13 protein-coding genes are annotated in these 12,565 nt (G+C 48.4%); 6 read left to right on the top strand and 7 right to left on the bottom strand.

Annotated features, from left to right (window positions below; genetic code table 11):
- Positions 1 to 187: 187 nt before the first annotated feature.
- Positions 188 to 610 (top strand): Hsp20/alpha crystallin family protein, encoded by a 423-nt coding sequence (locus BUC22_RS19260; RefSeq protein WP_013382402.1) that lies wholly within the window; start codon positions 188 to 190, stop codon positions 608 to 610.
- 185 nt (positions 611 to 795) lie between these two features.
- Here the strand turns inward: BUC22_RS19260 and BUC22_RS19255 are convergent, their stop codons facing one another.
- From BUC22_RS19255 to pyrB, 6 genes are all read right to left on the bottom strand, one after another.
- Complete coding sequence (locus BUC22_RS19255) at positions 796 to 1,704, bottom strand: dihydroorotate dehydrogenase (RefSeq protein WP_013382403.1); 909 nt, start codon at positions 1,702 to 1,704, stop codon at positions 796 to 798.
- Positions 1,701 to 2,399: a dihydroorotate dehydrogenase electron transfer subunit gene (locus tag BUC22_RS19250; RefSeq protein WP_013382404.1), complete on the bottom strand. Its 699-nt coding sequence runs from the start codon at positions 2,397 to 2,399 to the stop codon at positions 1,701 to 1,703. The genes BUC22_RS19255 and BUC22_RS19250 overlap by 4 nt, the downstream gene beginning before the upstream one ends.
- Positions 2,390 to 3,256, bottom strand: a complete 867-nt coding sequence (pyrF, locus tag BUC22_RS19245; protein WP_073383541.1) for an orotidine-5'-phosphate decarboxylase — start codon at positions 3,254 to 3,256, stop codon at positions 2,390 to 2,392. Before pyrF ends, BUC22_RS19250 begins: the two co-directional genes overlap by 10 nt.
- On the bottom strand, positions 3,234 to 4,406 hold the full coding sequence (locus BUC22_RS19240) for a dihydroorotase (RefSeq protein ID WP_013382406.1): 1,173 nt from the start codon (positions 4,404 to 4,406) through the stop codon (positions 3,234 to 3,236). The genes pyrF and BUC22_RS19240 overlap by 23 nt, the downstream gene beginning before the upstream one ends.
- A 165-nt stretch (positions 4,407 to 4,571) precedes the next feature.
- Positions 4,572 to 5,003 carry an aspartate carbamoyltransferase regulatory subunit gene (locus BUC22_RS19235; RefSeq protein WP_013382408.1) on the bottom strand — a complete coding sequence of 144 codons (432 nt, stop codon included), beginning with the start codon at positions 5,001 to 5,003 and terminating at the stop codon, positions 4,572 to 4,574.
- Complete coding sequence (gene pyrB / locus BUC22_RS19230; RefSeq protein ID WP_013382409.1) at positions 4,996 to 5,922, bottom strand: aspartate carbamoyltransferase; 927 nt, start codon at positions 5,920 to 5,922, stop codon at positions 4,996 to 4,998. Before pyrB ends, BUC22_RS19235 begins: the two co-directional genes overlap by 8 nt.
- Before the next feature lie 286 nt (positions 5,923 to 6,208).
- Here pyrB and BUC22_RS19225 point away from each other — a divergent pair, with 286 nt between their 5' ends.
- From BUC22_RS19225 to BUC22_RS19200, 5 genes are all read left to right on the top strand, one after another.
- A complete protein-coding gene (locus BUC22_RS19225) occupies positions 6,209 to 7,102 on the top strand; it encodes a fumarylacetoacetate hydrolase family protein (protein ID WP_013382411.1) in 894 nt (297 codons plus the stop codon).
- Between the two features lie 466 nt (positions 7,103 to 7,568).
- Positions 7,569 to 8,201, top strand: a complete 633-nt coding sequence (locus tag BUC22_RS19215; protein ID WP_038352545.1) for a cobalamin B12-binding domain-containing protein — start codon at positions 7,569 to 7,571, stop codon at positions 8,199 to 8,201.
- Between the two features lie 246 nt (positions 8,202 to 8,447).
- On the top strand, positions 8,448 to 9,089 hold the full coding sequence (locus BUC22_RS19210; RefSeq protein WP_013382417.1) for a cobalamin B12-binding domain-containing protein: 642 nt from the start codon (positions 8,448 to 8,450) through the stop codon (positions 9,087 to 9,089).
- A gap of 3 nt (positions 9,090 to 9,092) precedes the next feature.
- Complete coding sequence (locus BUC22_RS19205; protein WP_013382418.1) at positions 9,093 to 9,797, top strand: GntR family transcriptional regulator; 705 nt, start codon at positions 9,093 to 9,095, stop codon at positions 9,795 to 9,797.
- Between the two features lie 13 nt (positions 9,798 to 9,810).
- The gene (locus BUC22_RS19200; protein WP_013382419.1) at positions 9,811 to 11,676 is read left to right on the top strand and encodes a glycerophosphodiester phosphodiesterase family protein; all 1,866 of its coding nucleotides are present in this window, start codon (positions 9,811 to 9,813) and stop codon (positions 11,674 to 11,676) included.
- A gap of 460 nt (positions 11,677 to 12,136) precedes the next feature.
- Here the strand turns inward: BUC22_RS19200 and BUC22_RS19195 are convergent.
- Positions 12,137 to 12,565, bottom strand: a 429-nt coding sequence (locus BUC22_RS19195) for an EF-Tu C-terminal domain-related protein (RefSeq protein WP_479723677.1), incomplete at its 5' end; no start/stop codon positions are given.

Raw genomic sequence — 12,565 nt, 5'->3', positions numbered from 1 at the left:
AGGCCTGTAAGCTTAAATCTTCCTAAAATTTTAGCACTCACCGCTTGACAGTGCTAACAATCCGACCTATAATATACTCGTAAACAAAGTTAAGCGAAGTCCCTTGAAAAAGGAACCGAACTCAATGGTTATAAAGGTTTATCACTTCATAAATCATGAAAACTAAAATGCAAAGGAGGAATGCCTTATGTTGTTGATGCCTAGAGATCGTTTCGGTTTTAATTTGTTTGATGATATGTTTAATGACCCGTTTTTCAAAAAAGCAGAGTCACCTGCTCTCATGAAAACAGATATTCAGGAAAAGGATGGCAAGTACATTCTGGATATGGACCTGCCGGGCTTTGGCAAGGAAAATATCAAAGCGGACCTTGAAAATGGCTACCTGACCATTACCGCTTCCAGAGATGAGTCGAAGGAAGAAAAGGATGAAAAAGGCAACCTGGTCCATCAGGAACGCTACACTGGCCAGTGCTCAAGAAGCTTCTACGTTGGCGACAACGTAAAAGAAGAAGACATCAAAGCCGGCTATAAGGATGGTATTCTCCATCTGGAATTCCCGAAAAACGAAACCAAGCAAGTAGAACAGAAAAAATACATTGCGATTGAATAAATCATAGATTACCCCTTATCGGATCATTCCGATGTTCATTTTATTACTCCCCCGTAATCACAAAGCCGCGCTCACTCCCCTGAGCGCGGCTTTTGTGTTCTGATCTGAAAAAACACCTCCCGAAATCCTGAAAACCCATTCGATCTGGGTTTTCGGGATATTTGGGAGGTGTTTTCAGTTTTAATTTACAATAAAATACCGCGCACCTCATCAATGTTTACCAGGCTCTCGGCCTGGCAGTAGGCTTCTAAGCCCTCGATGATCTTAACCGGCGCCTTGGGGTCAATGAAGTTCATGGTTCCCACCTGCACACAGGCCGCGCCAACCATGATAAACTCAAGGGCGTCTTCCCAGGTGCTGATGCCGCCCATGGCCATGACCGGCACGTCCACTGCCTTGCAGACCTGATGGGTCATACGCAGTGCGATGGGCTTGACCGCCGGGCCGGACAGCCCGGCGTAGGTGTTGTCAAACACGATCTTCTTCTTCTTGTAATCAACGGCCATGGCCTGAATGGTGTTGATGAGCGAGATACCGCAGGCGCCGGATTCCTCACAGGCCAGGGCGATCTCCGCGATGTTTTCCACATTCGGGGACAGCTTGACCATGACGGGCGCTTTGGAAACAGCCACCACCTTGCGGGTGATATCCGCCGCCATTTCTGCCTTGATGCCGTAGGCCATACCGCCTGCCTTGACATTGGGACAGGAAATGTTCAGCTCAACCAGCTGGGCGTTGATGGCGTTGATGCGCTCTATGGCTTCCAGGTAGGAGGCTTCATCCTTTCCGCCCACGTTGACCACAGTGACGGTGTCGATCCCCTTGAGGTGGGGCCACTCATTTTCGATAAAAGCGTCCACGCCTGGGTTTTCAAGGCCAATGCTGTTAATCATGCCAGCCGGGGTCTCCCACAGGCGCATTCCGGTATTTCCCGGACGCGGCTCCAGGGTCAGGCCCTTGGTGCACAGGCCGCCCAGCTCTGCCAGATCATAGTATTCCTCAAACTCCCGGCCGAAGCCAAAGGTGCCAGACGCGGTGAGAACCGGGTTTTTAAAGACAATATCGTTAAATTTCGTTTCTAACGCTTTACTCATAGGGCTGCCACCTCTCTGGTAAACACTGGCCCGTCCTTACAGACCTTCTTATTGCCTTCACTGGTCTCGCAGGTGCAGCCCAGACAGGCGCCGATGCCGCAGGCCATATGCGCCTCCAGCGACACGTAAACCGGGTTTTCGGCCGGGACAATGTCACACAGGCTCTTCATCATGATTTCCGGGCCGCAGGTAAAGAATACCTCGCCGGAACGGGCTTCTACCCGGTGGGTGATGATGCCGCCGATATCCACGACCACTTCATCGGCCACTGCGTCAAATTCCTCCACACAGTAGGCAGTGTCGCGGTAGCCCAGGTAAACACGCAGGCTGCGGTCCGGGTGTTTTTTCTTGAAGTCGCGGCACACATAGTACAGGGGCGCGACACCAATGCCGCCGCCCACCACCACCAGGTCGGCGTCCACATCCGGGAAGCCCTTGCCGTACGGGCCCTGTAATTCCACAGTGTCGTCCTTTTCCAGTTTTGACAAAAGCTGGGTGCCCTTGCCTACAATCTGATACAGGAAGGTGAGCACACCGTTTTCGTAATTATGGACGGAGATGGGCCGTGACAGCAGCGGGTCCTTATCCCAGGCTCTCAGCATGAAAAACTGGCCGACGCCCACTTCACCGTCGTAGGCCACGTCCATTTTGTAAATGCCCTCGGCCACAAACTGGTTATCTAAAATTAAAGCCACTTTAAAATGTCCTCCTTCATGGCCAGTGTTTTTTCACGGATCAGGGCTTCAAAGCCCTCGGTCTCACAGGGGGTCTCTGCCTTCTGATGGGCGGTGATCAGCCCTCTGGAGGAATTGATGACCGCGCAGCGGGACTTTTTGAAGATGTTGGCAATATCCTTGCCGGTACCACCCTGTGCGCCGTAGCCTGGCACCAGGAAAAAGGTGGAGGGACACTGGTCCTGCAGCGCTTCAAATTCTTCCGGGAAGGTCAGTCCGACCACAGCGCCCACTGCAGAGTAGCCGCTCTCCCCGATATAAGGTTTTCCCCACTCGGTGATCTTGTCCCCGACTGCCTCGTACAGCTTCTGGCCGTCTTTTTCCAGCTTCAGCTCCTGAAAATCCCGCGATGATGGGTTGGAGGTGTGAAGCAGGACAAAAAGGCCCTTTTCATTGTTTTCGATGTAAGGGAAGTAAGGTGATACGGCGTCCTCGCCCATGTAGGCGTTGACGGTCAGGATATCCACCTCGAAATCGCCCTCAAAATGGCCTTTGGCATACTGGGCAGCTGTGGAGGTAATGTCGCCTCTTTTCGCGTCTCCGATGGCAATTTTACCGCTTTTCCGTACATATCTGACGGTTTCTGAGTAAGCCTTCATACCGTCCAGGCCCAGGGCCTCGTAGCAGGCGATCTGCATTTTGTAACAGGCCGCAATATCGGCGGTGGCGTCTACAATCTTTTTGTTAAACGCTGTTATTTTTTCACCGGCTGACCAGTCCTTATCCTTCAGGTACTGGGGCAGAAAGTCAATTTTTGTATCCAGGCCCACACAGACGGGGCTTTTTAATGCTTCGTTATACAAGCGATCCATTATCATATGCGATCTCTCCTCCTTTAAATGTCATGAGCACCTTGCCCTTGAGCAGTTCCCTGCCAAAGGGGGTGTTGTGGCTTTTTGAGATAAAGGTCCTGGGGTCTACCCGTTCCTCAGCGTCCAGATCCACTAAAACCAGGTCTCCGGCGTAGCGTTCCTTGACCAGGCCGGCCTTTATCCCCATGCGCTCAGCCGGCGCCTCGCTCAGCATCTGACTCAGGCGTTCCACAGAAATACCCGCTCCCTCAAAAACAGTGTAGTACATGGCAAAGGCGGTCTCAAAATTATTGATCCCCGGCGCGCCTTTCAGCTTGTCCTCGTCGCTGTGTGGGGCGTGGTCGGTGCCGCAGATGTCAATGCTGCCGTCCCGGGCGCCCTCGATGAGCGCCCGGCGGTCCGGGTAGCTTCTGAACGGCGGGTGTACCTTATACTCCATGGCAGAGGCGTACAGATGGTGCGGGGTGACCTCACAGGTAATGTCCAGACCCTCTGCTTTGGCGGCCTTGATGGCTTCCAGGGTATCTTTTTTGCTGATATGGCACACGTGCAGGTGTCCAGGCGTTTCACGCAGAAGGGCGATGTCCCGCTCCACAGTCTCGGTTTCCGGCTCACAGTGGGTGGCCAGAATAAAATTGTACTCGGTGGAAGCCGCCAGCCCCTTTTTCATGGTCTCTTCATTGTCCACATTGTGTCCATCGTTGGAGTAGACATTGGTGTATTCCCGGGTGCTCTCAAAATCCACCAGGTCAGCGTCGCTGAAATCCTTTGTCAGTGCACAGACCTGTACCAGGTCGCAGAGGCCCAGGGCTTCTGCTTTGTCCATATTGGCTTTCAGGGCTTCTGCGTTGTCCATGACCGGCTTGGTGTTGGCCATGGCTACCAGCGTGGTGAAGCCGCCTTTCAGAGCTGCCTTCATGCCTGTTTCCATGTCTTCCTTATAGGTGAGCCCGGGATCGCGCAGATGACAGTGCATGTCGATAAAACCCGGCATCAGCACCTTGCCCTGGCCGTCGATTTCCCGGTCGTGCGCTGCCTTTACCTGTCCCTTTTCCTTATAAACCTTTTTGATCTTACCATCATCATCGATCAGCACCTTTCCCGGCCTTCGGCCAGTGGCGTCGATAATTTCAACATTTGTGATTAAAGTTTTCATGGTCGTTCCTTCCCCTTTATTTAAGGATCACAAATTCTTCGGAAATCTTTTTATCCTTTCAGGATGATTTCCTCATCATTTGCGTTTGCTTCGTTACCGGACGCATTCGCCTGACGGCTCATAGAACTGCGTCCTGCCAAATTCTTTCAGAATTTGGACTCAGCTTCACTTCTCAATAAACGTCGTATAAGAATCGCAGTATTCGCAGCGGTATAATTTCTTTTCTGCGTCTACCAGGTAAAAGTCAATATCGCCCACGTCTTCGTACTGGCTGATACAGCGCGGGTTTTTGCATTTCATGATGCCGGTTACCCGGGTGGGCAGGGTCAGCTGCACCTTGCTCACGAGCTCGCCGTTGTTTACAAAATTAATGGTGACATTGGGATCGATAAGCCCCAGAACGTTCATATCGAGCTCCAGGTCGGTTTCGATTTTGATCAGGTCTTTCTGCCCCATTTTTTTGCTGGGGACATTTTTCATCAGCACGACAACATCGTCGATTTCGTTGAGGTGCAGCTCCTTGTAAATTTCAAAGCCGTGGCCGGATTCGATATGGTCAATAATAATTCCTTTTTTCAGTTTTGATACATTAATCATTGATGTCTACCCCCAGTAATTTTGAAATCAGGGCCATGCGCACATACATGCCATATTTTGCCTGTTTGAAATAAACCGCTCTCGGATCATCGTCCACTTCCACGGCAATCTCATTGACACGCGGCAGCGGGTGCATGACGATCATGTCTTCCTTGGCTTTTTTCATTTTCTTTTTATCTAAAATGTAGTAGTCCTTCAAGCGCAGGTATTCTTCCTCGCTGACAAAGCGCTCGCGCTGCACGCGGGACATATACAGAATATCCAGATCGCCGATGACGTCGTCCAGGCTGTCTGTTTCAATGTAGGAGCCGGGTTCCAGCATGCTCAAGAAAAATTCCGGCATTTTCAGTTCCTTTGGTGAGATGAACACAAACTTATTGCCCTTGTAGCGGTTCAGGGTTTTGACCAGTGAGTGGATGGTCCGTCCGAAAAGCAGGTCCCCGCAGAGGCCCACCACATGGCCGTCGCAGCTGCCGCGTTCATGGCGGATGGTCAGCAGGTCTGTCAGGGTCTGAGTGGGGTGCTCGTGGCCGCCGTCACCGGCGTTGATGATGGGCATATCGCAGGCTGCCTTGGATACTAGCTTGGCGGTCCCTTCTCTCGGGTGGCGGATCACCGCGATATCGGCGTAGCAGCCGACTGTACGGATGGTATCGGCAATGCTTTCGCCCTTGGATACTGACGAGTTGGCAGGGTTGTCAAATCCAATGACCTTGCCGCCTAAGCGCAGCATGGCCGACTCAAAGCTGAACCGTGTACGGGTGGATGGTTCGTAAAAAAGGCTGGCTAATAATTTTCCCTTGCAAACGTCAATATAATCATCCTGATTTGCAATAATATTATCAGCCAGCCCAAAAATGGATTCTAATTCTTCTATGGTAAAGTCACCGGGTTCTATTAAATGTCTTCCTTTTAGCATCTCTTGCCTCCTTGGCTTAAAATTCGTCCACGACGTGCATTTTTGCAAAAAAAAACACCTTTTCAAACTGTTAAAAGGGCGTTTCACGCAATATTTATGCACTATAATACTCTAAGGTCGTGGTCATCTTTAACAGGGGTTTCCTCTGCCCTTTTGTTAAGAGTTTAATTAAATTAATGATAAAGTATAACCTCAAAAATGTCAATATCTTAAAGGTTCAAAATATTGGCCTTTACTAAGAAATTATGGTAAGATTAAGCAAATGAAATGAACGGAGGTAATTCAAATGTATTTTGTCACCTATCAATACGCTTCTTTCAGCGAAGCGGGGATTCTCACCGCGGATTTCAAACGCGTAGTGCCCGTTACTACCATCGGCAAGGTGCTTGGCATCAAGCTGCCTGAACAGATGACGGACTTTATCCGCCTGGCCGATGACGCTCTGATCGCTTCGATCGAAAAAGCCATGGCCGATAATCCCAATATGGGCATTAACCTGAACTCTGTCAAGCTGCTGGCCCCCATTCCCAAGCCTGAGCGCAATATTTTCTGCCTTGGCAAAAACTACACCGAGCATGTCCAGGAGATTAAAAATATTCCCGGCCTCGGCGCGGCTCCGGAAAGCCCCATTTACTTCTCAAAGCTTTCCTCATCGGTTACCGGCCCCGATTCGGTGATCCTGTCCCATGCCAATGCTACCAAACAGATCGACTACGAAGCCGAGCTGGCCGTCATCATTGGTAAGGAAGGCTCAGATATCGCCAAATCGGACGCTGAAGACTATATTTTTGGCTATACGGTCGCCAATGACATCACCGCCAGAGACCTCCAGAAAAAGCATTCTCAGTGGTATAAGGGCAAATCCCTGGACACCTTCTGCCCCCTTGGGCCAGCCATTGTCCACAAAAGCGCCCTGCCCCTTCCCCTGAATCTCGGCATCCGCTGCCGTGTCAACGGTGAGACCCGCCAGGAATCCACCACTGGCCACATGATCTTTGACATCCCAACCATCATAAGCGACCTGTCCCAGGGCGTTACCCTGTACCCCGGCGACATCATCCTCACCGGAACCCCTGCCGGCGTCGGTCTTGCCCAGGACCCGCCCGCCTTCTTAAAACACGGCGACGTTGTCGAAGCCGAAATCGAAAAGATTGGCATCCTCCGGAACCATATACAGTAGATGGGGCTTGCAGCTTAAGACCGACAGGATATTTTCAGCTAAAGGCCGTCAATGGATTTTTCTTTGGTATGCCGCAGAGCCACCTAAGCTCTGAGGTAAGAGTGCCCTGATTGCGGCAATCCTTAAAAATTCCGCGGCGGCCCCCGCTAAACATCTTTTTCCCACCCATGCACCTCCCGAAATCCCAAAAACCCTTTTGCCTGATTTTTTTAAAGGTGTTTTCGGGATTTCGGGAGGTATTTTCTTAAGGAAACCGCTTTTTTTCATGTAAATTAGTGTAATTCCTCCTGCACATACTTCGAAACAGATAAATTTTTGTTTTTTGCCATTTTTGAGCAAAAAATCGAAAGCGTTTTCTTGACAACGGATTCAAAAGAGAGTATTATATAATCACAAACAACACATGTACACACATGTGCTTACTGAAAAATTATTTATTCAAAAAATGAAGGGATGGTATTTTAAAATGGCAGATTGGAAAAATTTAACACAGGCAGTTGGAGACTTAGAAGAAGACGATGTAATGGAAATCTTAAATGATTTCGTAGCTACAAATCCTACCGAAGCAGAAGCTGAAGAAGCAGTTGCAGCTTGTCAGGCTGGTATGGCTGTTGTTGGTGATTTATTCGAAGAAGGCGAATATTTTGTTGGGGACTTAATTTTCGCAGGCGAATTATTAACCGAAGCAATCAACGTATTAAAACCAGTATTAGGCAGCGGCGACACAGCAGTTGCTGGCACCATCTTAATTGGTACCGCTCACGGCGATTTACATGACATCGGTAAAAACATCTTCAGAAGCATGGCTGAAGCAGCTGGCTTCCAGGTTACTGACTTAGGTATTGACGTAGCTATCGACACATTCGTTGAAAAAGCTAAAGAAATCAAACCTGACATCATCGGTATCAGCGGCGTTTTAACCCTGGCAATCGACTCTATGAAAGAAACTTCAGACGCTCTGAAAGCAGCTGGCGTTGACTCTAAATTAATCATCGGTGGTAACCCTGTTACTAAAGAAGCCTGCGAATATGTTGGCGCTGACGACTTCACAACAAATGCAGCTGAAGGCGTTAAGATCTGCCAGGCATGGGTTGGCTGAGACAAATCCGTAAAGTAAGATCAAATATAAAAAGACACCAATAATGGTGTCTTTTTTGATGTCTTTTTTTGTCTTATGTCTAGATTTGTATATACAGGTTAGTATAAGTATGGTATAATAAAGACAAAACGATTTCAGATTGTTTGAATTTTTTTAAGTTTATTAAGATAATTTTTTCACAAACAATCTTTTTATGGTATAATTTTTGAATAATTCTTTGTGTGAACACAAGTTAGGTAAAGAATCATGAAAGAGAGTATTGTAAGATCAGTAGAAGGGTTGTATGAGCAGCGGACACTGGAGCTGGTAAAAATCGCTGTGCGCAAGGGTTTTACCCCGCTTCAGATTTTGGACTGGCTGCGCATCGGCATGGAACGGGTCGGCGACCACTATGAGAAATGTGACTATTTCATTGCAGACCTTATTTTTGCCGGCATTATCTTTCAGGAGGTCATGGATCTCGATGAGCTGAAAGCACTGTACGCCATGCCGGCAGTGCCCAGAACGGGCAAAATTGTCGTCGCCTCTGTTTATGGAGACTGCCACGACATCGGCAAAAATATTTTTGCCTCCTTTGCAACCACAGCAGGCTTTGAAGTCATCGACATCGGCATTGATGTTCCTTCCTCCACTATTCTGGAAAAGGTACAGGAGCACAAGCCTGATATTATCGGCCTCAGCGGAATGCAGCAGGAAACAACCATCGAAATGAAAAAAATCACCGACGGACTTGATGATCTCGGCATGAGGGATCAGATACGTGTGATGATCGGCGGCGCATGTGTGGATGACGGCGTAACGCATCTCAGTGTAGGCGCAGATTATGGCACAAAAGACGTAACCAAAGCGGTGGAAATATGCAAACAATGGATACAGGAGAAAAAGTAAGTCATGGGTGCACCTGAATATATTAAAATTGTCGAAGCGATAAAAAATAAAATAACCAGCCAGGAGCTTGAGCCCGGGGACGCCATCCAGTCAGAGAACCTTCTCTGCGAGGAATTTAACGTCAGCCGGATGACAGTACGCAAGGGTCTGGCCGTACTCGTCAATGAGGGTTACATCTATTCGATTCCCGGCAAGGGCAATTATGTCTGCGAACCGGATCTGGACCAGTATATCCTCCACTACAACGAGATGGCTCCAGGCAATGAGCGTGGCGATGAAGTCCGCCTCATTGAGGTGAACGTTGTCAAGCCCAGCTATGAGGTCGGCTTTAATCTGGAAATTCCTGAGACCAAGCATGTCATTGTGGTAAAACGCATCTTTTTAAAGGACGGCTTTCCAACGGCCTACGACATTAAATACATTCCATACTACCGTGGGATTCCAATCGTCGAAAAGGAAATCCGCTACGCGACCTTCCCGGAAATGGTAGCAAAGAAAAACTCGATTTTTGCCATGACCAAGAAGCTTAAAATCCGGGCCGCCATCGCAGAGGATGAAACCGCCAGAAATCTTGAGATCCCTGTGGGGATGCCCCTGCTGGTTGTTGAGGAAAAGCTGCTGGACGAAAAGGACAAGCCCATCGGCTGGGGTATGATGTACCTGGCGGGTGAAGATGCTGGCCTTGAAGCAGTTGCTTCCTTCGATTGATGGGAGCGGTTTTATGAAAAAACAAAAAACTCAATATAAACGCTTCTCAAGAGAGACCTTTGGACTATTTCGCTTTAATTTCTGGCCCCTGGTCATTTTCGAAATCTTATATTCTTTCTGCGGAAGCACGATTATCTTTCCTGCGACTGGGTTTATTCTAAAGCATTCACTCTCGGCCGCAGGACTTTTCTATATTACAGGCTCCAATATCAGTGAGCTGCTCAGACATCCCCTGCTTTGGATTGTGGGCTTTGTGCTGCTGCTCATTCTGGCCTTTTATACCCTCATCGAGTTTACAACACTGGCTGTCTGCTTTCACGAAAGCCTTGCCGGACGGAAGGTTCAGATCATCCCTTTAATGCGGAGCGGCTTTAAACGGGCTCTGGCGATTTTTAAACCTAAAAATTTCCTGATGATTCTTTTTCTGATCCTCATTATCCCGTTTATGAATATAATGGTCACCTCCAATTTTATTGGAGAACTCACCATTCCAGGATTCATCTCGGACTATATCGCAGACTCTGCCCTTTTATCGGTTATTTTTCTGGCCCTGGTTGTCTCTCTGGCCATCCTGGTCATCCGATGGCTCTTTGTTTTCAACATATTTGTTCTAAAGGACTCCTCCTTTAAAGACACCCGGCGTCAAAGCGCAAAACGGATTAAAGGACGTTTTTTCCACACCCTGTGGCGGTTCTTGCTCTGGAATCTGTTTCTTTTGGCCATCAGCCTGATTGCAGCACTGGTATTTTTAGTGGTCTGCGTTATCCCCGCCTCTCTGATCATTGAGCATATCCAGGGCATGGACGATCCTTCTTTCTGGCTTACGCTTTTGATCAGTGTGGTTTCCATCATTTTTCTTTTGGGCTCAAGCATTCTGGACGCAGTTGTGCCCCCCTTAAATTTTGCTTTTATCTCAAAGCTTTATGACGCTTACTCCCGGGCCGACAGCGCCGTGCAGGAGGATATACCGCTGGTCAACAACAACATGTCCCTCGCGCCTAAGAAAAAGCATCTAGTCATTGCTGCCTGTATTCTGCTGGTCATTTCCATCGGTGTTAAAAGCGCACAGATCATACTGGCCTTTGATGTTGACACTGCCAATATCCTGCTGAGCGGTCCCCAGGTCACCGGGCACCGCGGCAATTCCACCGAGGCTCCGGAAAATACCCGGGCGGCGCTGGAAGCCGCCATTGCCAACAACGCCGACTATGTGGAGATTGACATTGCGGAAACCAAAGACGGCGTTCTGGTGGTTTCCCACGACAATAACATCAAGCGGATTTCCGGACAAAATCTTGACATCTGGAACAGCAATTACGATGATCTTAAAAACATTGACATCGGAAGCTGGTTCTCCCCCGAGTTCAGCGGCGAGCGCCTCATGACCTTAGACGAAGCCATTGAGACCTGCCAGGGCAAAGTAAAGATGAACATTGAGCTTAAGCCCACCTCCCACGATCACGAATTTGTGGAAAAGGCTGTCGATGTGATCCAAAAACAAAATTTTAAAGATGAGTGTATTCTCGCTTCACTGGATTACCCCACTATTGAGCGGGTGAAGCAAATTGACCCCAGCGTCCGCACGGCCTACATCAGCGCCATTGCCTACGGTGACATTGATACCCTTCCGGTAGATGCTTTCAGCATTGAAGCCACCTTTGTCAACAAAAGGCTTGTCGATGCTGTTCACCGGCAAAACAAGGATATTTTCGTCTGGACAGTGGACAATGAGGAGCTCATTGATGATATGATTGACCTCAATGTGGATAATATCATCACTGACGATGTGCCTCTGGCTAAGGAGATGGTAAAAGAAAACGGCATTAACAGCCAGGATATTTTCAGAAAGACGCTCGAACAAATTGTATTCGGTATGTAAATTTTTTATTAAGCTATAGAGAATTAAAGATATTCTAAAGGTTGAACGATTAGAATAGTACTTGAGAGATAAACATCTCCCCTTTTTCTTTTCATTCCTAATTTATATAAAAGGCAATGGGTATCGGAGCCCGTTGCTTTTTATTTTTTTGACGTCGGCCATTTTTATCTATTTTTCAATGCAGTGTCCGCAGCTGAAATTTTAATTTTATTCTGTAAAAGGCCTCCCGAAATCCCGAAAACTGTCTTCAAACAATGTTTTCAGGATTTCGGGAGGCTTTTTCAGTTACGGACACAAATTTTCAATTGCAGCAATCCTTCCATCACCGTTCACCAAACGCGGCCAAAGGCTGTCGTTTGTTTCACAACCTTCCACTTTCCACCTTCAACCTTCCACCAATAAAAAAAGGATCAAGCCTATCTCTAAGCCTGATCCTTAAAAATTCTACTCTACCGTAAAATTAGTCTGTGATAATCTTCGCAACGGCTCCGGAGCCAACGGTACGTCCGCCTTCACGGATCGCGAAACGTAAACCTTCTTCGATTGCGATTGGGGTGATCAATGTGATTTCCATTTCAACGTTGTCCCCTGGCATAACCATTTCTACACCTTCTGGCAGTTTGATATTACCGGTTACGTCGGTTGTTCTGAAGTAGAACTGTGGTCTGTAGCCATCGAAGAATGGGGTATGGCGGCCGCCTTCTTCTTTGGTCAGGACGTATACCTGGGCGGTGAAGTGGGTGTGTGGGTGGATGGAGCCTGGTTTTGCCAGTACCTGTCCACGTTCGATCATGGTACGGTCGATCCCACGCAGTAACGCGCCGATGTTGTCGCCTGAACGGCCTTCATCTAACAGCTTACGGAACATTTCAATCCCGGTTACAACGGT

This window comes from Eubacterium callanderi, assembly GCF_900142645.1.
GTDB classification, from domain to species: domain Bacteria; phylum Bacillota; class Clostridia; order Eubacteriales; family Eubacteriaceae; genus Eubacterium; species Eubacterium callanderi.
The sequence above is the reverse complement of the archived record's forward strand: the minus strand, read 5'-3'. Positions and strand labels throughout refer to the sequence as shown.